This is a genomic window from Algibacter amylolyticus (genome assembly GCF_014202225.1).
Taxonomy (GTDB): domain Bacteria; phylum Bacteroidota; class Bacteroidia; order Flavobacteriales; family Flavobacteriaceae; genus Algibacter_B; species Algibacter_B amylolyticus.
The window spans coordinates 269,908-293,782 of record NZ_JACHGE010000004.1 but is presented as its reverse complement, the minus strand read 5'-3'; the positions used below and the strand labels follow the sequence as shown (position 1 = coordinate 293,782).

Annotated in this window: 18 protein-coding genes; 12 read left to right on the top strand and 6 right to left on the bottom strand. The window is 34.0% G+C overall.

The annotated features are described in order from the left end of the window. Positions 1-16 precede the first annotated feature (16 nt). The 10 genes from HNQ90_RS10855 (at position 17) to HNQ90_RS10810 (ending at position 15,084) form a co-directional block, all read left to right on the top strand. On the top strand, positions 17-2,272 hold the full coding sequence (locus HNQ90_RS10855) for an alginate lyase family protein (protein WP_144115820.1): 2,256 nt from the start codon (positions 17-19) through the stop codon (positions 2,270-2,272). A 28-nt stretch (positions 2,273-2,300) separates the two neighbouring features. Then, on the top strand, positions 2,301-2,675 hold the full coding sequence (locus tag HNQ90_RS10850; protein ID WP_144115819.1) for a cupin domain-containing protein: 375 nt from the start codon (positions 2,301-2,303) through the stop codon (positions 2,673-2,675). Positions 2,676-3,067: 392 nt separating this feature from the next. Continuing rightward, positions 3,068-6,295 (top strand): SusC/RagA family TonB-linked outer membrane protein, encoded by a 3,228-nt coding sequence (locus tag HNQ90_RS10845; RefSeq protein ID WP_144115818.1) that lies wholly within the window; start codon positions 3,068-3,070, stop codon positions 6,293-6,295. A gap of 6 nt (positions 6,296-6,301) precedes the next feature. Next, positions 6,302-7,903, top strand: coding sequence for a RagB/SusD family nutrient uptake outer membrane protein (locus tag HNQ90_RS10840; protein WP_144115817.1), 1,602 nt, complete (start codon positions 6,302-6,304; stop codon positions 7,901-7,903). 12 nt (positions 7,904-7,915) lie between these two features. Then, complete coding sequence (locus HNQ90_RS10835; protein WP_144115816.1) at positions 7,916-9,103, top strand: hypothetical protein; 1,188 nt, start codon at positions 7,916-7,918, stop codon at positions 9,101-9,103. Positions 9,104-9,124: 21 nt separating this feature from the next. Next, a complete protein-coding gene (locus HNQ90_RS18055; RefSeq protein ID WP_172625833.1) occupies positions 9,125-11,182 on the top strand; it encodes a PKD domain-containing protein in 2,058 nt (685 codons plus the stop codon). Positions 11,183-11,203: 21 nt separating this feature from the next. Then, positions 11,204-12,130, top strand: coding sequence for a polysaccharide lyase family 7 protein (locus tag HNQ90_RS10825; RefSeq protein ID WP_144115815.1), 927 nt, complete (start codon positions 11,204-11,206; stop codon positions 12,128-12,130). 85 nt (positions 12,131-12,215) lie between these two features. After that, on the top strand, positions 12,216-12,920 hold the full coding sequence (locus HNQ90_RS10820; RefSeq protein WP_144115814.1) for a FadR/GntR family transcriptional regulator: 705 nt from the start codon (positions 12,216-12,218) through the stop codon (positions 12,918-12,920). A gap of 57 nt (positions 12,921-12,977) precedes the next feature. After that, complete coding sequence (locus HNQ90_RS10815) at positions 12,978-14,276, top strand: MFS transporter (protein ID WP_144115813.1); 1,299 nt, start codon at positions 12,978-12,980, stop codon at positions 14,274-14,276. 43 nt (positions 14,277-14,319) lie between these two features. Further along, on the top strand, positions 14,320-15,084 hold the full coding sequence (locus tag HNQ90_RS10810) for an SDR family NAD(P)-dependent oxidoreductase (protein ID WP_144115812.1): 765 nt from the start codon (positions 14,320-14,322) through the stop codon (positions 15,082-15,084). 315 nt (positions 15,085-15,399) lie between these two features. On the opposite strand, the gene HNQ90_RS10805 is transcribed toward HNQ90_RS10810, so the two are convergent. Together HNQ90_RS10805 and HNQ90_RS10800 are read right to left on the bottom strand one after the other, a co-directional pair. Continuing rightward, on the bottom strand, positions 15,400-15,804 hold the full coding sequence (locus tag HNQ90_RS10805; protein ID WP_144115811.1) for a hypothetical protein: 405 nt from the start codon (positions 15,802-15,804) through the stop codon (positions 15,400-15,402). 77 nt (positions 15,805-15,881) lie between these two features. Further along, entirely contained in the window at positions 15,882-17,117 is a 1,236-nt protein-coding gene (locus HNQ90_RS10800) for a 3-deoxy-D-manno-octulosonic acid transferase (RefSeq protein ID WP_144115810.1), read from the bottom strand. Between the two features lie 159 nt (positions 17,118-17,276). Here HNQ90_RS10800 and HNQ90_RS10795 point away from each other — a divergent pair, with 159 nt between their 5' ends. Then, positions 17,277-18,431: a DegT/DnrJ/EryC1/StrS family aminotransferase gene (locus HNQ90_RS10795; protein WP_144115809.1), complete on the top strand. Its 1,155-nt coding sequence runs from the start codon at positions 17,277-17,279 to the stop codon at positions 18,429-18,431. Next, positions 18,424-19,449, top strand: coding sequence for a UDP-glucose 4-epimerase GalE (galE, locus tag HNQ90_RS10790; RefSeq protein WP_144115808.1), 1,026 nt, complete (start codon positions 18,424-18,426; stop codon positions 19,447-19,449). Before HNQ90_RS10795 ends, galE begins: the two co-directional genes overlap by 8 nt. A gap of 55 nt (positions 19,450-19,504) precedes the next feature. Here galE and lspA read toward each other — a convergent pair whose 3' ends face one another. The 4 genes from lspA to HNQ90_RS10770 all read right to left on the bottom strand — a co-directional run bounded on the left by lspA (position 19,505) and on the right by HNQ90_RS10770 (position 23,734). Then, complete coding sequence (gene lspA, locus HNQ90_RS10785) at positions 19,505-20,017, bottom strand: signal peptidase II (RefSeq protein ID WP_144115807.1); 513 nt, start codon at positions 20,015-20,017, stop codon at positions 19,505-19,507. Continuing rightward, complete coding sequence (gene fabD / locus HNQ90_RS10780) at positions 20,018-20,911, bottom strand: ACP S-malonyltransferase (RefSeq protein WP_144115806.1); 894 nt, start codon at positions 20,909-20,911, stop codon at positions 20,018-20,020. A 253-nt stretch (positions 20,912-21,164) separates the two neighbouring features. Next, positions 21,165-22,721 carry an NAD(P)/FAD-dependent oxidoreductase gene (locus HNQ90_RS10775; protein ID WP_144115805.1) on the bottom strand — a complete coding sequence of 519 codons (1,557 nt, stop codon included), beginning with the start codon at positions 22,719-22,721 and terminating at the stop codon, positions 21,165-21,167. 95 nt (positions 22,722-22,816) lie between these two features. Next, the gene (locus tag HNQ90_RS10770; protein WP_144115804.1) at positions 22,817-23,734 is read right to left on the bottom strand and encodes a dihydrofolate reductase; all 918 of its coding nucleotides are present in this window, start codon (positions 23,732-23,734) and stop codon (positions 22,817-22,819) included. Positions 23,735-23,875: the final 141 nt, after the last annotated feature.

Genomic DNA, 23,875 nt, shown 5'->3' with positions numbered 1-23,875 from the left:
AATTTTAAACGAAACTATGAAATTAAATAGAACCTTATTATTAAGTGTATTGCTTATCACGTTATTTTCTTGTAATAATAAAACGGAAAACGTAGCGGAGGAAAGTGAACAAGATGGTCACCCAAAATTAATTCTTACCAAAAAAGGTGTTAAAGAGATTAGAGCACAATTAGGTAATATTCCAATTTTTGATAATACGCTAAAAGAGGTTCAAGAAGAAATTGATGCGGAAATTGCCTTAGGTATCGATACACCAACTCCAAAAGATTATTCGGGAGGATATACACACGATCGCCATAAACGTAACATGGTAGTGATGCAAAAAGCTGGTGTTTTGTATCAAATTCTAGACAACGAAAAATATGCAAAGTATGTAAAAGACATGCTAATGCAATATGAAGGCATGTACAAAACGTTGCCTGTGCATCCTAAAACAAGATCGTACGCTAGAGGTAAGTTATTCTGGCAATGTTTAAACGATTCTAATTGGTTGGTTTATGTTAGTCAAGCATACGATTGCGTTTATAATTACTTAACTGAAGAAGAAAGAAATAAACTAGAAACTAACTTGTTTAAGCCCTTTGCAGATTATATTTCTATAGAGAATCCTCAGTTTTATAATAGAGTGCACAACCATAGTACGTGGGGAAATGCAGCCGTTGGAATGATTGGGTTGGTTATGGATGATGAAGAGCTAATTCAGCGTGCATTATACGGTATCAAGGATCTAGAAATGGATAAAACCGCTAAAGATGACGATGGTGGATATATTAACAAAGATGGAAAAGCTGGCTTTTTAGCAAATATTGAAGAGCCTTTTTCGCCAGATGGTTATTACAACGAAGGGCCATATTACCAAAGGTATGCTATGTATCCTTTTTTAATTTTTGCTGAAGGTTTGCATAACGTAAGGCCAGATGTTAAAATTTTCGAATATAAAGATGGCGTGCTTTTAAAATCTATAAATGCATTATTAAACTTGTCTGATGCCGATGGGGATTTCTTTCCGCTTAACGATGGCCAGAAAGGCATGTCGTATTACAATAGTGCTTTAGTTACGGCTGTAGATATTTCGTATCATTTTGGTGGTCAAGATCCAGGGCTATTAAGTATAGCCAAACAACAAAATAAAGTCTTGTTAGATGATTCTGGTTTAGCGGTAGCTTTAGGTATAAAAGAGGGTTTAGAAAAACCGTTTGAGAAGAAGTCTATTAATTTAACCGATGGTCCTAACGGCACACAAGGTGGTGTTGGTATTTTGCGTAACCAAGGTATAGAGGTTGTTTTTAAATATGCGGCTCAAGGTTCTAGTCATGGGCATTACGATAAATTATCGTATTCCTTATACGAAAGAGGCGATGAGGTTATCCAAGACTATGGATTAGCACGTTTTGTAAATATTGAGCAGAAAGGCGGCGGAAATTATTTAAAAGAAAATAAAACTTGGGCAAAACAAACTATAGCTCATAATACCGTTACTCAAAATGAAACCTCTCATTTTAATGCTAAATTTGAAACAGGCAGTAAATACCATCCAGAGTTACATTATTTTTCATCAGAAAATGAAAGTGTACAAGTAGCAAGTGCCATTGATACTCATGCGTATCCAGGAACAGAAATGCTTCGTACAATGGCTGTTATTAAGGATGAAGATTTTGAGAAGCCTTACGTGTTAGATATCATGAGGGTGACTTCCAATAAAGCAAATCAATACGATTTTCCATATTATTTTTTAGGTCAAGTATTGCAAACTAATTTTAAATACAAAACTCCAGAAACTTTAAAACCACTTGGTAATAAAAACGGATATCAACATTTATTTTTAGAAGGCAGTGCTAAAGCGCAAAGCGATAACAGTAAACTGTCCTGGTTAAATAAAGGTAAGTTTTATACCCTAACTACGGTTACTAGTAATGCCGATAATTTATTATTTACACGAATAGGTGCAAACGATCCGGAGTTTAACTTAAGGCGAGAAGCTGCTTTACTTTTAAGACGTAAAAACGTAAAGAATACAACGTTTGTTTCAACCATTGAAGCGCATGGTGGTTATAGCCCAGTAACAGAATCGGCAGTAAACTCAAATAGTAATATAGCCCATTTAAAAGTAGTTTTAGATAACGCAGATTATACGGCAATTGTTATTACCAACGTAAACGGTGTTTCCAAATTATTTATTACCGCTAATACTAAACAAGACAAGGGCATCAAACATAAATTAACTATCAATAATGAGAGCTATGAGTGGTCTGGTTCTTATTATTTCAAATAAATAAACAAATCAACTTAAATTAATCAATATGAAAAGATCTAGTGAAAAGTATGTCATCACAAAAGACATGGAATGGGAAGAATTAGGAGGCGGAGTATCCAGAAAGTTTTTAGGATACGATAATCAAATCATGATGGTAAGAGTGAAATTTACAAAAGGAGCATTTGGTTCTCCACATCAACATTTTCACACACAAGCTACCTTTTGTGCATCGGGTAAATTTGAATTTGAAATTGATGGCGTAAAGAAAATTGTAGAAGCAGGAGATGGCATTTATATTGAGCCTAATTTATTGCATAGTGCACTATGTTTAGAAGAAGGCGAGTTAATAGATACATTTAGCCCTGTAAGAGAAGATTTTTTAACTGGTGGAGAGGTGTCTTATTTTGGTGATAAATCATAATAATAAAGTCGTCAGAGCTGAAGAATCTATGTTTTTAAAGTAGGTTTTAATGCCAAAATAAAATGTGTGAGTTCAAATATAAGTATCAAAAAGTAACTTTTTTTAGCGATGTAAAGGATAAGTTTTTTTGTCAATACCGCTTTAATAAAGGGTTCTTTGGTGTAAAAGTGTTAAAGGTATTTTTATTTTTTGCTAATACTAAAAATTAACATATATTTGGGAAACCAAATTGGTTAACCAATTTGGTTTCCCAATAAACTAAATTAATTACATTGGGAACTCAATAACTCAATGTAAACCACTTTTTAAAAGTATAATATTAAACTACACTTTTAAAATTGTTTTTGCTGATTAACTAGTAACAAACTAAATTAAAATCAAATTATCTAATTATGAATTTGAAAACTAAGCTTTTTTTTATGGTAATGTTGATGGTCAATATTACCATTTTTGCACAAAGTACCCCTATAAAAGGTACTGTTGTCTCTGCTACAGATAACATCCCTATTCCAGGTGTTAATGTTATTATACTAAATACCTCAACAGGTGCCTCGACAGATTTTGATGGGAATTATCAAATTAATGCCAGTAATGGAGATGTATTACAATTCTCTTACATTGGTTTTGTGTCTAAAACAGTAATTGTTACAGATCAAAAAACAATTAATATAGCTTTAGAAGAGGATATAGCTCAATTAAATGAAGTTGTGGTTATTGGATATGGCGATCAAAAGCAAAAAACCTTAACAAGTGCTTTAACAAAAGTTTCTGGTAAAGATCTTGAAAATAATTCTGTAGCTCGTGTAGAAGATGCACTGCAAGGAAAAGTAGCTGGTTTACGAATTCAAGTAGCATCATCGGAAGCTGGTGGTGATCCTAAGATTACATTAAGAGGGCCAGGATCTATTACAGGTTCATCGTCTCCTTTAATAGTAGTTGATGGGATTGTTTTAGGTACCGATGCCGATATTTTAGGTTCTATTGATAATAATGATATTGAATCTATAAGTGTTTTAAAAGATGCTTCTTCTGTTGCAATTTACGGTTCTCGTGGTGCAAATGGTGTTATTTTAGTAACACTTAAAAAGGGTGTTTTAGGTAAAACAAGATTCTCCTATAATACTTTCATGGGATATAAATACGCAAATAAAAACGATAACTTTAATACATCAATAGCCGATGAAAGAGCTAGGTTAAATGGCTTGCAAGGAGTTATTGATGGTATTTCGCAAGATAGTCCAAACTACGATAGAGTAATTGGTGATTATAATTCAGCTTACGCAGAGCTAGAGGCTATGGATTTTATTGCTTCTTTAGGCGATGGTGAAAAAAACTGGCAAGACGAGGTTTTTAATGGAGGTATTATTACTAGCCACTCTTTAGCTGTAAGAGGAGGAACTGAATTAACAAATTATACGGCGTCTTTAGGATATCTGGAAGATGAAGGAATTGCATTAACAGATAATTTCAAAAAGTATAATGCTAGAATTAAAGTTGATAGTAAATCTAAAAACAAGAAAATTAAGTTTGGGGCAAGTTTAAACGTTAACTATAACGATCAAAATAAGTTACCAGCTCGTTTTACAGATCCCTTAAGACAATATGGGCACTTACCATTATACTTAAATGAAGATCATTTAGAGTATGTTACTAATTTTTCTACCGATGTAGGTGTTTCAACTGATGCAGGAAAGTTATTTGAAAACCTTGGCGTAGGTAGCTACGGTTTTTCAAGAGCTTTTGATCACGTTTTTACAGTAGATCCTAATAATCCTAGAGATATACTTAGAGATCCAAATACAGGATTACCAATAGCTAGCGATTTAACTTCTGGCGGTTTAACCTTGTCAACTACTAAAAATGTACATCCTATGGTGCATTTTCTAGAACGATCTAGAACAAAGAAAAAATTAAGTTTAAACGCATCGTCTTATGTTGATTTTGAGTTAAGTAAAGGTCTTAATTTCAGACAAACAGTTTCTAGTGTTTTTAGACATAATAAGTCAAATGAATTTGATTATCTATATGGTCAAGAAAACAGAGATCAAGAATCTTACAGAGCCGAAGGACGCGACGAGTTAAATCAATTCGCATTTGAATCACTTCTTAAATACAAGAAAAATTTTGGGAAGCATAATTTTAATTCTTTATTAGGATTTGAATATACGCAAAGAGATTTTTATGCTCAAGATTCAGAGGCTGTAGGTTATACTAACGACTTTAACAACAATATAGCACTTGCAGACGGTGGTACAACATCAACTGATAATGGAACTGATAAGTTAGTGTCTTATTTTGGAAGAATAGATTATAACTACAACGAAAAGTACTTACTACAAGTATCTGCTCGTACAGATGGTAGTACTAGATTTGGTCCTAATACTAGATTTGGATTTTTCCCAGCAGCTTCGGCAGGTTGGGTAATGTCAAACGAAGATTTCTTATCATCTAGCGATTTTGTAACATTTTTAAAATTAAGAGCGAGTTACGGTGTTTCTGGTTCTAATGAAATTTCTAATAATATTTTTGAATCACTTTACAGATTTGAAGAAACTTTTGGTACTGTTGGTTATAACGGACAAACAGGTGTTAAAGGACTTACTTTAGCTAATCAAGATTTAGGTTGGGAAAAATTAATAGAATTTAACCCAGGTATAGATGTTACTTTTGGTAGAGGACTTCTAAATCTTACATTAGATTATTATACAAGAACAAGTGAGGACTTAATTCTTTTTGCTCCAATACCAGGTACTTATGGTGCAGATAATTGGCTTCAAAATATAGGTGAAGTAAAAAATGAAGGTGTTGAAATAGAATTAAATTCAAGAATTATAACAAACGAAAACTTTAGCTGGGTAGCTTCAGGACAATTTTCTTTAAACAGAAATACGGTTGAAAGTTTAGGTAAAAGTGAACAAATTATTTCTGAAATCGCACAAGATACTAGAGCTACACAATTTATAGCTAGAGTAGGACAGCCAATAACGTCGTTTTATGGTTGGGTTTACGAAAAGGAAATTCCATTAGAGTGGGTAGATAATCCTTTTAATAGGTTTAATAATGATTTTGCAGATGTTTATGTAAAAGATTTAAATAACGATGGTATTATTGATGATGAAGATAGAACGGAATTAGGAAGTCCTTATCCTGACTTTACATGGGGATTTAATTCAGATTTTAAGTATAATGATTTCGATTTCTCTTTCCAATGGCAAGGATCTCATGGTGCAGAAGTAAGAGTTGCCGATTTAGATCAATTGTATTACGCTAGTGAGTCTGCAGTAAATGAGCTTGCAAGTTTTCCAGATAGAGATTTAACAGTGCACAGAAGATTTACAGACGATCATATACAAGATGCATCTTTTGTAACATTAAGAAATGTAACACTTGGTTATTCTTTACCAGATTCATTTACTTCTAAAAATGGTATCGATAGATTAAGATTTTATATAACAGGAGAGAATTTATTGTTCTTCACAGCTAAAGGCTATGAAGGATTTAATCCAGATGCTTCCGGTCAAACATCAGATAACGCAAATACCCCGCTTACATCTGGTTACCAAAGAGGAGATGGTCCAGTGGTTAGAACAATTTCAGCAGGGATTAACTTTCAATTTTAATTAATTATGAAAAATATATATATAAAAATAATAGCGTGTTTTTCTTTAGTAGCTTTAGTTACAAGTTGCGAAAAAGAACTTGATCTTAGTAACCCTACTGCACTTTCAATTGAAGAGTTACTGCAAACGGATAATGGATTTCAATTATTAGCAAACGGTGTTTTAGATGCTTATCAAAAAGTTCCTGCAAACGAGTTTTTGTTAATTGAATTAAGATCTGATAATGTAAGAGCAAATTCAGAAAACGGCAACTTTCCAGCAATTAACGCTTATAACGTCGACCCTAATAATGGTGATGTAGCAACATATTATTCTAATAATATGTCTACTATTAAGCATGCTAATACTGTTATCGATAATCGTTTTTTAGCTCCAGAAAACCAACAATATGCTGTTGGAGAAGCGTATTTTATGAGAGCTTTATGTCATTTTAATTTGGTAAGAGCGTACCAAAATGTGCCTTATGTAGATAAAGTTTTGGATATCACTAAAGATGAAGCTTTAAATTATCCTCAATTGCCAGAAGCCGATGTTTATGAAAAAATCATTAACGATTTTAAAACATCGATAGCCTATTTAGATGGTGGTGTACAAAATAGATACCGCCCTACAAAAGGAGCTGCTATTTGTTTAGCGGCAAAAGCATATTTAAGCCAACCAAACCCTAATTATGACGAGGCAGAGCTTTTATTAGCTTCGGTAGTAGAAAACAACGGCGCATATAACTACGATTTAATTTTTACAGAAAGAAATAATGCTGAACAATTTGAGTTTAATGCAGATCCTTTAAATCCAACAATAGATCTTTTAACGGATGATGAGTATAACGCTAATTTGGTAATGGATTATGGACATGTTTTAGGTAACGCTATTTCGGCAGGTTATGCAGATGGTGTGCTAGATGGATCTTGGTCTAATAGTTCAGCGTTAGAAATTAATGATGAAGTTATTTTTTCAATTGCTTACGATTTAGTTAGTAGTGATAATTATGTAACTAGTGATAGTGAATTAGGAGATCAAGTTGAAACCGATTCTGAGGCACACAGTTTTGCAATGACTTTACAAGGACCTTCAAATGGTGTAAATATTGCTTCTATTGACTTTTTACAAGTTATGAATCCAGAAGAACAACCTGTTAGATTTTATGCGTCACTAAATCCAATCGAATATGGTGCGTTTCTTTCAGATAATACTATCGATGTTTTTAATACTAAATTCCCAACTAACGGTGAAATTGGTGATAATGATTGGGTTGTTTTAAGATATGCAGATGTATTGTTGTTATATGCAGAAGCTATTTTAGGAGGTGATGATAGTACTACAGATACAAGAGCTGTTGATGCTTTTAATAAAGTGCGAGCAAGAGCTGGACTTGAAGAGGTGGCTAATTTAACAAAGGAAGAATTATTAGCAGAGCGTCGTGTTGAGTTTGTTTATGAAAATCAACGTTTATACGACTTAATAAGATTTGGTGAAGCCGATAGAGTTTTAACAGGTTTTTCAACTCAAAACAGCTTGTTTTACACAAATGAAAAGAAATACCTTCCTTTTCCTCAAAGAGAAATTGACAATTTACCTGGTTTTTATAACCAAAATAACGGATACTAAAATCGCATAATTATGAAAAAATATTTAATTAAATTAAAATATATTGTGTTAGGAACATTTGTTTCTCTAACAGCATGTGTTAGCGATGATTTAGCTAACGTAGGTGATTTGGAAGATATTACTGGTCCTACACCTTTTTATAACTTAACCGATGTAACATCATCAGAGTTTGATTGTAATGATGTTGAATTATGGGCTAAGTATGATTTTAATTTTCAAGGCGGTTCCAATTTAGCTGTAAATGGTACAAGTTACCAGTGGTCGGTATCACCTTCTGAAAATGTAGCGCTTATTAATAAAGATTTACCTATTCTAGAAAAATCTATTGAGGCAGAATTAGCAGCAATAGTAGCCTTAGAAAAAGAAATAGCTAAACGAAAATTTAAGTTGCCTTGCGAAACTAATCAAGCTAAAAAAGATGTTTTAGAAGCTCAAATTGTCGATTTCGAAGCGCAATTAGCTAATGCTCAGGATGCTTTGTCAGATGAGACTATACAAAACGTTGCAGACTTGGAAAGTCAGATTGCTAACTTACCTGCAGCAACACTGCAAGACCGAGAATTAATTTTTTCTTTTCCTGGTCCTGGTGAGTATACAGTTGGTTTAACAGTAACCGATAACTTAGGTAAATCGGATTATACCGAAAAATTAGTTACAGTAAATCAAGCCATTCCAACAATTCCAATTCCAGAAATTGGAGAACCTGGTTTTGAAGATAATAGTTTGTTTGATGGAACTGGAGATGGTAGAGATTCTTGGAGATCCCCAAGTAGTTCTAGGTGGGGTTCTGTTTTTCAAATTAATACAGATAGCAATGGAAGAGGTGAAGGAAGCGACTTGCCAGAAGGCGTACAAGCTGCAAAATTCCCTTCAGATGGTACAAGAACAGGTTATCAAGAAATTGAAGTCACTCCTGGAGCAACCTATGTGCTAACTTATTTTACTGCGTTTGAAGAGACTTCTTTTGGTGATGTTACTGTTTCTATTGTAAGTACAAATGCCGACTCATTAGAAGACGCTAAATTAGAAGCAAATATTATTGCTTCAAGAACAGATACCAATGTAGGAAGAGTTGATAATGTTTTCAAAAAACATGCTATTACATTCGAGGCTGGTGAAAACGAAGCGGTAATCATTTTAATTACTAATTCGGGTGTTGAGAGTAGAGTAGATGCATTCGATATTACAGTTAAACAATAAACCTTCTAAAAAAATAATATTATGAATTATAAAATATTTAAAATAACGAATAGAAGTGTTTTTACATTCTGCGTTATGTTTTTGGCCCTTGTATCATGTTATGATAGTGGTTACGATGAGTTTGTTCCGCCAACAGGAAATGTAAACAATATTCAACCAAATACATTGTTTACAACAAGTACGAGCGCAGATGATACCATGTCGTTTGTGTTTAGAAGTTATTCAACAGATGCAGCTTCTTATTTATGGGATTTTGGAGATGGTAACACATCAACAGAAGCAAATCCTAATTACACGTACCAAACGGGAGGAGAATATACAGTGACATTAACCACTAAAAGTTCTGATGGTTTAGTAGCTGAAGATTCATCGGATGTTGCACCTATTTTTGTTGATTTTAATATTAGTAAAATAGATTCAGAAGTAACTTTTGAAAATTTAACTTCTGGAGCAAAATCTTTAGTTTGGGATTTTGGTGATGGAGAAACTTTAGAATGGGATGCCGAGGATTCAGAAGAAGATCCAAAATTTAATCCTGTACATACTTATAAAACAGCTGAAACATTTAAAGCAACACTTACAGCAACTACTTTTTTAGGTGTTCAGGTTTCTATTTCAAAAAACATAGAAGGTTTAGTATTATCAACAATTCCTGATTTTACATTTGCTGTTTCTGGTTTTAATGTACAATTTACAGATGCATCAATATTAGCAGTTTCACATAGTTGGGATTTTGGAGATGGGAACACATCTACCGAGGTTAATCCAATGCATATGTATGCTGGGGAAGGTACTTATGAAGTAACATTAACAACAACAAATGACGCTGGTGTATCTAAAACGATTACTCAAAGTGTGCCAATTGGAGGAATTGAAGCAACGTTTGCTGCAAAGATTTTAAATGGCTCAATTGATGAAATAACAGGTACAGATTTAAACGATAATGCAGATGCATTTGATATGACACCTAATTCAACTGTGAAAGATGCTTCAGGAAGTAATGTTCCTTCACCGTTTGCAGGTTGGAAAAACTCCACTTTAAACACATGGATAGAAGACAATATTAGTACTAGCAATGAAGCACCAGGAGGAAGCTCTACAGCGCACTCTGCTCCTAGAGCATTAAAGCTTCATGAAATTCAAAGAAGAGCATACCAACCATTTGCAGTTGAAGTGGGAGTTGAATACACTGTAAAACTTTGGGTAAGAGCTGAAGGGGCTGGAGAATTATCTGTTTACATTATGGATAATGAAATTCCAGATGAAACAACTTTAGAATCAGGCAACCTTAGCAAACTAGTGGTTACAGGTGGCGTAAATAATTCTGATTCATTTGAAGAGTATTCATTTACTTTTGTAGCAACATCAACAACAGCATTGTTTTATGGTAAACCGGGAGACAACGCAAGTGGAGATAATGAGGTTTGGATTGATGATATTTCAATTGTGACTCCTGGATTTGATGAATCCGGTAACCCAACTGGAGTTACTGCAACGGTTGAAGCAAAGATTTTAAATGGCTCAATTGATGAAATAACAGGTACAGATTTAAACGATAATGCAGATGCATTTGATATGACACCTAATTCAACTGTAAAAGATGCTTCAGGAAGTGATGTTCCTTCGCCATTTGCAGGTTGGAAAAACTCCACTTTAAATACATGGATAGAAGACAATATTAGTACTAGCAATGAAGCACCAGGAGGAAGCTCTACAGCGCACTCTGCTCCTAGAGCATTAAAGCTTCATGAAATTCAAAGAAGAGCATACCAACCATTTGCAGTTGAAGTTGGAGTTGAATACACTGTAAAACTTTGGGTAAGAGCTGAAGGCGCTGGAGAATTATCTGTTTATATTATGGATAATGAAATTCCAGATGAAACGACTTTAGAATCAAGTAATCTTAGTAAGCTCGTAGTTACAGGTGGCGTAAACAATTCAGATTCATTTGAAGAGTATTCATTTACTTTTGTAGCAACATCAACAACAGCATTATTTTATGGTAAACCAGGAGCAAATGCTAGTGGAGATAACGAGGTTTGGATTGATGATATTTCAATTGAAACTCCTGGATTTTAATTTTGTAATTTATAAATGAAAATGAAAAACTTCCGTAAAGAAATATTAAGCATTTTATTGATAACATTTCTATCTGTAAACGCTGCTTGCCAATCACAAAAAGGTAGCGTTTCCGACTCGGATGTTAAAGTTGAGAAAAAAGCCAAAAAGAAAAAGAAGCAGAAAAAGAAAAAGGTGAAACTTCCTAAGATCGATTTAAGTCACTGGAGTGTAACAACACCAGAATTAAATGCCAAAGGTAGAGCTATGAATATAGAGCCACCAGAAATCTTGAATTATGCAACCGATGAAAGATTGTTGCCATACATGTATAACGATTCTACTAGTGGAGCTATAGTGTTTTATTCGTTTCCAAGCGAAGCGACAACAGCAAATACAAAGTACACACGATCGGAATTGAGAGAGCAAATGGTGCCAGGAGATAATAATACAAACTGGACTTTTGAGCAAGGCGCAAACATGAAAGGGAAATTGGAAATGGCAGAAACCACCAGAGCTTCAGATGGTAAATATCACAGAACCATTATCATGCAAATCCATGGGCGTTTAACTAATGAACAAAGAGATTTAATTGGGCAAAAAGATAATAATGCGCCACCAATTTTAAAAATATATTGGGATAATGGGAAAGTACGTGTTAAAACTAAAGTGCTTAAAAATTTAAGTGCTACAGATGAAGAGTTACTTCACGAAGATGCTTGGGGCGACGACGAAGGTTTTAATTTTGAACAAGAGGTAGGATTTAGAAAGTTTACTTTAGAAGTGCAAGTTTCAAAAGGTAAAATGGTAGTGATACTTAATGGTAATGAATATAAAGTTTACGATGATATCCACATGAAAAGGTGGGGCGTTTTTGAAAATTATTTTAAAGCAGGTAATTATTTTCAGTCAAGAGACGAAGGTGCCTATTCTAAAATAAAATATTACGAACTAGAAGTAAGTCATTGATTTTAGTAAACTTTAAATAAGACGTATGTTTGCTTTTTTAAATTTTGTTTAAAAAAGATCTATTACCAACTATTAAATAAGAAATATGAAATTAGAGTCATTAACGGTTAGTGAAAATCAAATGGTGCAAAACACCATTATTGGTAAAATAAGAGATTTAATAAATTTTAAAAACCTCGAGCCTGGTGATAAATTACCTTCCGAAAGAATGTTATCTGATAAGTTTGAAGTAAGCAGAAGTAACGTTCGTGACGCTATTCAAAAGTTGGAATTTTATGGTTTATTAAAGTCAATTCCTCAAAGTGGAACCTTTGTAGCTAACATTGGAGTTGTAGCCATGAACGGAATGATTGATGATATTTTAGGTTTAAAGACGCCGGATTTTAAGGCATTAGTTGAAACAAGAATTTTATTGGAATTAAAAACCGTTAGATTAGCGGCATTAAGACGTACAGAAGAAGATTTAGAGCGCATTAAAGATGCATTAGATGCTTATGAAGATAAAGTACGATCGGGTGAAGATGCTGTGCAAGAAGATTTGCTATTTCATTTGGCCATAGCTAAAGCTAGTGGTAATAGTTCAATGAATACGTTTATGTTAACTATTACACCTCAGATTATCATGGATTTCGAAAAATATCATGTCTGCGATAAAAGAATGTCATTGGTTGGTATACAAGAGCATAATGAAATTTATGAAGCCATCAAAAAGCAGGATACTGTAATGGCAAAACAAAAAATGAAAGATCATTTTAGCGTATTATATCAATATTGCTATAATGTTAAATAAGAACCCTAACTAAATTATTAACAACCAGAGGTTAACACCTCGTTAAATAACAGAAATATGAAATTAAAAGGTTTAAGATGGTGGGTAATAGGCTTAATTGCTTTAGCTACTGTTATAAATTACATCGATAGGCAAGCATTGCCTGTACTTTGGCCAGATATTGCTAAGGATTTGTATCCTGATAAGACGCCCGATGAACGAAAAAGTATTTACGCTATAATTTCGACTATTTTCATATTTTCTTATGCCTTTGGTCAAGCTATTTTTGGTAAAATATTCGATAAGTTAGGAACTAGAATTGGATTTACGTTATCCATAGGGTTTTGGTCTATAGCAACGGCTTTACATGCATTTGCAAAAGGTATTTTTACCTTAAGCTTATTTCGTTCGCTGTTAGGGATTTCAGAAGCTGGTAACTGGCCTGGTGCCGCAAAAGCCAATGCCGAGTGGTTTCCTACCAAAGAGCGTGCTTTTGCTCAAGGTTTGTTTAATTCTGGTGCAGCAATTGGTGGTATCATAGCATTCCCAACTATTGGATTGCTATCTGTATACTTTAGTTGGAATTGGATTTTTATTCTAGTAGGTATAACGGGATTGTTATGGCTTATTCCTTGGTGGATTTTAGTAAAATCGCCACCTAAAAAGCACCCTTGGATATCTGATGAAGAGCGTGAGTATATTTTAACAGGACAACAAAATCAAGATGAAGATAACGATGGCGAGTTCGATGATGGTTACAATCCTGATACAACTACAATGCTTTCTCATAAAGAAAGTTGGGGGGTTATAATCGCATCAGCAGCATTAGATCCTATTTGGTGGTTATTCATTTTTTGGATTCCGCTTTACCTAAACGAAGTTTATGGAATGGATGTAAAATCAATTGGTTTCTATGCTTGGGTGCCTTATGTAGGCGCTATGTTAGGCGCTTGGTTTGGAGGCTTATTAGCGCAAAACCGTATTAAAGTAGGTTGGACTGTAAACAAAACAAGAAAGTTTGTTATTACACTTGGCTGTGTAATTATGTTACCTGCTTTATTGGCAATGGCTAATCCAGGTGGTCCTGTAACTGCGGTATTATTAATGGCTGTTATTTTATTTGGTTTCCAAACAGCAATTGGAAATGTGCAAACATTACCAAGTGATTTATTTGGAGGAAAAACAGTAGGTACTCTTTCAGGTTTTGCTGGTATGGCAGCTAAATTAGGTGCATTTGGTTTAACAGCATTGGTACCATGGTTAACTTCAGGAGGTAATTATACTCCAGCATTTATTATTGGTGCGGCATTAGCAATTATTACTATGGCCAGTGTTTGGATTTTATGTCCAAAAATTGAACCATTAAAAGAGAAATAAAATTTATAAAAACAATAGAATAATTAACAAAAATTTAAAGAGTATGAGTAATTCAAATGGAAAAGTAGCAGTTATAACAGGTGCTACAGGTGGTATTGGTTTTCAAGTAGCAAAAAGATTAGGTCAAGATGGATATACTGTAGTATTAAATGGTATTGATGATGAAGCCGGAGCGCAAAGAGTTAAAGAACTTACTGCGGAAGGTATAACTTCAGAGTATTATGGTTTTGATGTAACTAAAGAAGATGAGGTTACAGAAAACATTACAAAGATTGGTGAAAAGTACGGAAAAATTGATGCGCTTATTAACAACGCAGGTGGTTTAGGAGGTCGTTCTAGATTTGAAGAAATGACTACTGAATTTTACAGATTCGTAATGGCTTTAAATTTAGATTCTACATTTTTTGCATCTAGAGCTGCAATCCCTTACCTTAAAAAAGGTGAAAATGCATCTATAATCAATTATACTTCTATCGCTGGTTGGAATGCTGGTGGACCTGGTGCTGGTATTTACGGAACTTCTAAAGCTGGAGTTCATGCTATTACTAGAGCATTAGCTAAAGATTTAGCTGAATACGGAATTAGAGTAAATGCAGTATCTCCTGGTACTATTGATACTGATTTCCACAAGCAAATTAAATCTACTAAGCCAGAAGTATTCGCTTCTTGGAAAAACAATATCTTATTAGGGAGATTAGGTCAGCCAGAAAATGTTGCTTCAGTTGTTTCTTTCTTAGTAAGTGACGATGCTTCATTCTTAACTGCTGAAACTATCCAAGTTGGTGGTGGACAAGGTTTAGGAATCTAATTTTAATTAGTTCAGGTAAAGTATGAGAAATCATATTTTACAACCGAGTATAAATAAAGCGCTATTGTAGAAATACAATAGCGCTTTATTATTTTAAACTATTAATGTATTTATATCTGTAGAGCAACAAGACAAAACCTAAAAAGTATTTTTACCTCATTTTAATGCGTTTAAATAATAACTAGATGAGTAATTAGTTTTTGAGCTTTTAAGTGTATTAAAACTACTTATTTTAAATGCTTTTGTTCAATATAGGGTATAAAAAAAACCACCATATAGGTGGTTTTTATGAGTTATTAAAAAACTACTAACTAATTAGTGAGCAGCTTTTAATTTATCAGCTTCTTTTTTTACTGCATCAGCAGCTTTATTAGCAGCATCACTAGTTTTTGCTTTTGCATCATTTACAACTTCTCCAGCTTTTTCTCCAGCGTTGTCAATTGCATTTCCTGCAGCATCAACAGCAGAATTTACAGCTTCACCAGTTGCATTAGCAGCATTCTCAACAGCTTCACCTGCTTTATTAGCAGCGTCACCTGCAGCATCTACAGCAGAGTCAACAGCATTTCCAGTTGCATCAGCAGCATCTTCTACAGCATTGCCTGCAGCATCAGCAGCATTTTCAATGGCATCTCCAATAGATTCACCTTTTTTTGTGTCTCTACATGATGTGAAACTTAATGCTAACAATAGAATTGAACTTAATAATACTTTTTTCATCGGTTTTTGTTTTAGTGTTTTCTGTTATTAATTAGTTTTCAAATTTTACTTCTATAAAAGTAATCTTTTAGAACAACCTATATACGTAAATAATCTAGTATTTGGATGACTGCCCCTTTATTCTTTTCTATAAAAGCTTTATTATAAGACCCTGCTTCTGCTCTAAAGTCACTATCCGCAATTAATTTATTAAGGGTTTCATTAAATTTTAATTGATTATCAATTTCAAACATGCCGCCATTATTAATTAATGCTTTTGCTTCTAGAAACTTTACGTGATTATTACCTATTACTATTGGAACTCCAAAAACGGCAGGTTCTAAGGTATTATGGAGTCCAGTATTACCCACGGCACCGCCAACATAAGCTATATCTGCGTAACTATAAATTTTAGAAAGAATACCTATAGTATCTATAATAAAGACTTGGAATTCTGCTAAATTATGGTTGTCTTTTTCGGAAAACAGAACCGTTTTAGAGTTGATTTTTTCTTGTAATTTTTTAATGCGCTCGGGTTTAATATCGTGTGGGGCAATTATAAGTTTTATATCTTTTGAAACCTGAGTGTTTATAAACTCAACAAAAAGAGCTTCACCTTCTGGCCAAGTGCTACCGGCAACAATACAAAGTTTGTTGTTTTTAAAAGTATCAATAAAATTTAAAGAGTTATCTAAGCTTAATTGACTGTAAACTCTATCATAACGCGTGTCTCCGCTAACAGTAACAGAGGTGTAATTTATAGATTCTAATAGTGCTTTCGAAGCCTCGTTTTGGGTAAATATATGTTCAAAAGCAAAAAGAGCTTGTTTTAACTGTTTGCCGTAAAATTTAAAATAAGATTGTTCTTTTCTAAAGGCTGCAGAAATAAGGATGGCACGCAAATGTCTTGCTTTTAATTCATGTAAAAAATTGGGCCAAATATCATATTTTACAAAAATGGTAAGTTCTGGATTTATTAGATCTAAAAAGCGTTTAGCATTGGTTTTAGTATCCAATGGCAAATAAATAACCACATTAGCTATAGGTGAGTTTTTTCGAATTTCATAACCCGATGGCGAGAAAAAACTCAAGATTAATTTATGGTTTTTATAATGTTTCCGGAGTTCTAAAAATACAGGAAGTCCCTGCTCATATTCTCCTAATGAAGCACAATGAAACCAAAGTGTTTTATCACCTTTTTGTATGTTGTTTTTTAAAATTTGAAACGTGTTTTCTCTACCAATAATACCTTTTTTAAGCTTTGCATTAAACTGCGCTCCTAATTTTAGTACAACACCTGTAAGATGAATTCCAATGTTATATATTAAGCTCAATATTATTTCTTTTAATGCTAAAATACATTTCTTTAAAATAAATACATTGGTTAACGTCTATCAATTTTGTAATTTTGTGTTGAGCAAACCCTAATTAGGGAGGCGTAAAAATTAGTCTGTATTCTTGTTTTATAATGGATAGGCTATAATTTTTTATACATGAAGAAAATTCAAATGGTTGATCTTAAAGGTCAATATGCAGGCATAAAAGATGCTGTTAACTCGTCTATTCAAGAAGTTATTGAAAACACAGCATTTGTAAATGGACCTGAGGTTCATAAGTTTCAAAAATCTTTAGAGGATTATTTAGGCGTAAAACACGTTATTCCGTGTGCCAATGGTACAGATGCTTTGCAAATTGCAATGATGGGTCTAGGTTTAGAGCAAGGCGATGAGGTTATTACTGCCGATTTTACTTTTGCAGCAACCGTAGAGGTCATTGCATTATTAAAATTAACGCCGGTTTTGGTTGATGTTAATGAAGATAATTTTAACATTAATATAGAAGCAATCAAAAAAGCAATTACGCCAAAAACAAAAGCTATTGTGCCTGTACATTTATTTGGGCAGTGTGCAAATATGGAGGCAATCATGGAACTTGCTAAAGAACATAACCTGTTTGTAATCGAGGATAATGCCCAAGCTATTGGAGCAGATTATAAATATAGTAATGGCAAAAAGGTTAAGGCCGGAACCATTGGAAATGTTGGAGCTACATCTTTTTTTCCTTCTAAAAATTTAGGTTGCTATGGAGATGGTGGAGCCATTTTTACAAATGATGATGATTTAGCACATACCATAAGAGGTATTGTAAACCATGGTATGTACGAACGCTACCATCATGATGTAGTTGGTGTAAACTCGCGTTTAGATAGTATACAAGCGGCTGTGTTAAATGCTAAATTACCACATTTAGATACTTATAATAAAGCAAGACAAACCGCTGCAAGAAAATATAATGCCGCCTTTAAGGGTATGGATAGTGTTATTACCCCTAAAACGGTAAATGAATGTGATGGTATTTGCGATACATGCGATTGCCATGTTTTTCATCAATATACTTTAAGAGTGAAAGGTGTAGATAGGGATGCTTTAGTAAAGCATTTAAATGAAAATAATATTCCTTGTGGCGTGTACTACCCAATTCCGTTACATAAACAGAAAGCTTATTTGGATGAAAGGTATGTGGAATCTCATTTTGAGGTGACAAATCAATTGGTAAAAGATGTTATTTCTTTACCAATGCATACAGAGTTAGATGACGAACAAATTGAACTTATAACAACAACCATAATAAAATTTATAAATGGATAAAATATTAGTTACCGGCGGATTAGGATTTATTGGCTCTCACACCGTAGTAGAATTGCAAAATGAAGGCTATGAAGTTGTTATTATTGACGATTTATCAAACTCATCGGAAAAAGTATTAGATGGCATTACAGCAATTACCGGAAAAACGCCAATTTTTGAAAAGTTAGACTTAAAAGAGAAAGACAAAGTAGAACAGTTTTTTGCTAAGCATAACGATATAAAAGGGGTTATCCATTTTGCAGCAAGTAAAGCTGTAGGAGAGAGTGTAAAAGAACCTTTGTTGTACTACGAAAACAATATATCAACTTTAGTTTATATTCTAAAGGAATTAAAAAAGTTACCATCGGCAGGTTTTATATTTAGTTCGTCTTGTACGGTTTACGGACAAGCAGATGAGTTGCCAATAACAGAAAATGCACCAGTTAAGTTAGCTGAGTCGCCATACGGAAACACTAAACAAATAGGTGAAGAAATAATTAGTGATACTTGTAAAGTAACACCAAATTTAAAAGCGATTGCCTTACGTTATTTTAATCCGGTTGGAGCACATGAGTCGGTTGAAATAGGAGAACTGCCTATTGGAGTGCCACAAAATTTAGTGCCATTTATTACACAAACAGGTATAGGTATACGTCAAGAATTATCTGTTTTTGGTGATGATTATCCTACGCCAGATGGTACATGTATTCGTGATTATATTCATGTAGTCGATTTAGCTAAAGCGCACGTTATTGCCTTAGGAAGGTTACTTCAAAATAAAAACAAATCAAACTACGAAACCTTTAACTTAGGAACAGGAAAAGGAAGCACGGTTTTAGAAGTTGTAAAATCTTTTGAAAAAGTTTCGGGTAAACAGTTAAACTATAAAATAGTAGGTAGAAGAGAAGGCGATATTATTTCTGCCTATGCTGATACAGAAAAAGCGAATAAGGAATTAGGTTGGAAAACTAAATTGTCTCTTGATGATGCTATGCGTTCTGCATGGAAATGGGAACAAAAAGTAAGAGGAGAGAATTAATTTTTTACAGATACAGTATAAATAAAAAGGGTTGCTATTAAAATAGCAACCCTTTTTATGCTGTGGTTTTCTTCTTTTTAAAAGTCATAATAACCAGAATTATCATTCCGGTGGTAACCGATAAATCGGCTAGATTAAAAATGCCAGTCCTAAAAACGCCACCAAGATCTATATATAAGAAATCGGTAACTCTTCCATAAACAATTCTATCGTAAACATTAGCAATACCACCGCCAATAATACTTGCAAAAGCAAAAAGCGACCAATTATCTAAGGATTTATCTAAGAATATATGACGAAGGACAAAACCTAAAACAACTATTGGTAATATTAGTAATAATAGTACTCTTAGCGTGTCATTAAGTTCGCTACCCATACCAAGAAATGCCCCTGTGTTTTCTACATGCATTAAAATAAAGGCATCGCCAATAATAGGAATGCGTTCTCCTGGGTTTACTTCGGTTCTTAAAGTTACGTTTTGCTTTACCATAACTTTCGATATTTGATCGGCAGCAATAGTTAAAACAATAACTAAAATAATATAGATAGAGCGTTTGGTAAGCTTCATTTAACTGTTTGTTTCGAAAGTTGCAGAAGCCGTTTCAGAGGCTCTGTTAATCTTTTTTACTAAACCTTGTAAAACTTTACCAGGACCAACTTCGGTAAACAATGTTGCACCATCGGCAATCATTTGTTGTACAGATTGCGTCCAACGTACAGGCGCCGTTAATTGCGAAATAAGGTTGGCTTTAATAGCCTCTTCATCAATTACAGCGTTTGCTGTTACGTTTTGGTAAATTGGGCAGTTAGGTTTACTAAATGTTGTGTTTTTTATAGCTGCAGCAAGTTCTTCGCGCGCTGGTTCCATTAATGGTGAATGGAAAGCACCACCTACAGGTAATACTAATGCACGACGTGCACCTTCTTCTTTTAAGGCTTCGCAAGCTTTATTAATAGCTTCAACTTCTCCAGAGATTACTAATTGTCCAGGGCAGTTGTAATTTGCGGCAACTACAATACCTTCAGTTGTTGCACATATTTTTTCAACAATATCATCTTCAAGTCCTAAAACAGCAGCCATAGTACTTGGTTGTAACTCGCAAGCTTTTTGCATAGCTATAGCACGTTGAGAGACTAATTTTAAGCCATCTTCAAAGGTTAATGCACCATTTGCTACTAGCGCTGAAAATTCTCCAAGAGAATGTCCTGCAACCATATCGGGTTTAAAACTTTCACCTAATGTTTTTGCTAAAATTACAGAATGTAAAAATATAGCAGGTTGCGTTACTTTAGTTTCTTTTAAGTCTTCGGCAGACCCTTCGAACATAATATCTGTGATATGAAACCCAAGAATATCGTTGGCTTGTTCAAAAAGTTGTTGTGCTAAAGGTGAGTTCTCATAAAGGTCTAAACCCATGCCTGAGAATTGTGCACCTTGACCTGGAAATACGTATGCGTTCATAATTGGTTTGTTTTAAGTGTGCAAAAATAACAATTATTAACAATTATCAATGCTTTTAATAATTTTGGCAGGATTCCCTGCAATAAGAACGCATGTAATATGAAAATTTGTATTTTTTGAAATATATTAAAAAATATAACTTCTAGGTTGCGTTAGTGATTGAAACGTCATCCTTTTTTTTGCTGCCATAAATGGCAAAAAAAAGATATAGTGGAAAGCACGACCCTTTTCGGGTAACGCCCAAATTATTAATTTATAGATTGCCTGTTGCTGCTTCGGCACAGCGTTCACCATCCATAGCTGCCGAAACTATACCACCTGCATAGCCACCGCCCTCGCCACATGGATAAAGGTTGGTAATTTGAGTATGCTCTAAATTTTCGTTTCTAGGAATGGAAACCGGGGATGAGGTGCGAGATTCTACGCCCACAATATTGGCCTCTTCGGTGTAATAGCCGTTCATTTTTTTACCAAAAGCCTCAAAGCCTTTACGGAGTCTGCTGCCTATAAATTTAGGTAATAAGGAATGTAATGGTGCAGATTTTAGCCCAGGCTGGTACGAGGTGTCGTTTAAGGTTGTAGATAGTTTGCCTTCTACAAAATCGGTTAATCGTTGTGCCGGTGCTACTTGACTTCGTCCGCCCGCAGTAAAGGCTAAACGCTCTAAGTTTTTTTGATATTCTAAGCTTTTTAATGCGCCAAATTGCTCGTATTTTGGCAAATCGGTATCTACATTAATTTCTACTACTATACCAGAGTTGGCATATAAGTTATTTCGTTTTGATGGCGACATACCATTTACCACAACTTCGCCATTAGCGGTTGCTGCAGGTACAATAAATCCACCAGGACACATGCAAAAGGAGTACACACCACGATCTTTAACTTGCTCCACTAAACCGTAAGATGCGGCTGGTAGTAACTCGTGACGGTCGCCAGAGCAATGGTATTGAATGGAATCGATAATATGTTGCGGATGCTCTACACGAACACCCATGGCAAAGGATTTTGCTTCTAGAGCAATGTCCTTTTTATGCAGTAAATAAAAGATGTCTCTAGCAGAATGCCCTGTGGCTAGTATCACTTTTTCAACATCTAATGTATTACCATTTTGAAGTTCAATGGCTTTTATTTTATTGTCTTTTATAACAAAATCGGTAACTCGAGTTTCAAAATGAATTTCGCCTCCGTAATTTATTATGGTTTCGCGAATGTTTTGAACCACTTTTGGTAGTTTATTGGTGCCAATATGTGGATGTGCATCCACCAATATTTGATCGGTAGCACCATGAAATACTAAGTTTTCGAAAATACGACGTACATCGCCACGTTTTAAACTGCGTGTGTATAATTTTCCGTCGCTATAAGTGCCTGCTCCACCTTCGCCAAAACAGTAGTTGGAATCTTCGTTTACAAAATGATCTTGGTTAATGGCTTTTAAATCGCGTCTGCGGTCCTGCACATTTTTGCCACGTTCTAAAACTATGGGTTTATAACCAAGTTCGATACAGCGTAAAGCAGCATACATTCCTGCAGGGCCAAAACCAATAATATGAATGGGTTTTGCTTTTGATACGTCTTTATATTCAAATTGATACGCCGAGGTTTTTGGTAAAGCTTCGCGAATATAAACAGCAACTTTATAATTAAGTATTATTTTAGGTTTGCGAGCATCAATAGACTTGCGTAGTATTTTAACGCCAGTAATATCTTGCCTATCAATCTCTAACTTAATCGCAGATTTTAATACGAGAATATTAGGCTGTTCTTCTTCCTTTAATGTAATACGAAGTTGTATTTCTTTTACCATGTGGCAAAATTACTGAAATTTGTAACAGGTGTATTCAATTTTTTATTGGTTTGCCTAACATTTAAATAATGTTACCTAAAGAGGTATAAAACAAATTATTTTCTCGCATACGTTAAAAACGAAAATTCATGGGCATGCGTATCATCTTTAGTATGAAACGTATTAGCCGTTTCTTTCCAAACATTAGTGTCAATTTCCGGAAAATAGGTGTCTGCATCAAAACTTTCATGTACACGAGTAAGTTCTATTTTATCGGCAATAGCCATGGCTTGCTTGTATATTTGTCCGCCACCAATAATATAAGGGTTGCTGTCTTTTTTCGAGGCATCAATAGCATCTTCTAAACTATGTACCACAATAACACCATCAGGAACATTATAATCTTTCTGGCGCGTTATTACAACATGCGTTCTATTTGGTAAGGGTTTCGGGAAACTTTCAAAGGTTTTACGTCCCATAATAATATGATGGCCGTTGGTAAGCGCCTTAAAACGTTTTAAATCGTCACTTAAATGCCAAATTAATTTGTTGCCTAAGCCAATAGCGTTGTTTTCGGCGGCAGCCACAATAATGGTTAATTCACTTCCTTTATTAATACGTTTAGTAGTTTCCTCTTTAAATACTTCGCTTTTAGCTAAAACGGTTTCTTCTTTAACTAAACCTGCTTTTAGTTTTTCAATGCGGTTTTGTTGTTTAGCAACTAATTTTTGTAATTGCGCTTTTTCCCAATCTTTACCCATAAATTTATTGGTAACAAAAACATTAAATAAGTGGTAAACAAAAAGGAATAGCCATATTAATATGGCAAAAACAAACCAGTCGATTTCCAAAATCTTAAAATCCTTACCAATACCTAAAAAGGTATTTGCAACAATTAAAAAAATGGCACCAATTAAAAATATAACAAAATGCGCATATAAACCTTTTTTCTGTTTAATTCGTTTTTGAGCGTTTTCAATAAGCTCCAATTGGTCTTTGTCAATTTGTGGTATAGGTTTCTTTTTTCCGAACATATTTGTAAAATAAAGTCTGTAAAGTTAACCCTTTTTGGTAAAACTAAATAGAATAATAAAATACATTTACTAAAACGTTTTAGTCTTAAAACAGTCTGATAATCAGTATAAAACAATTTTTTAAGCTTGATAATACTACAA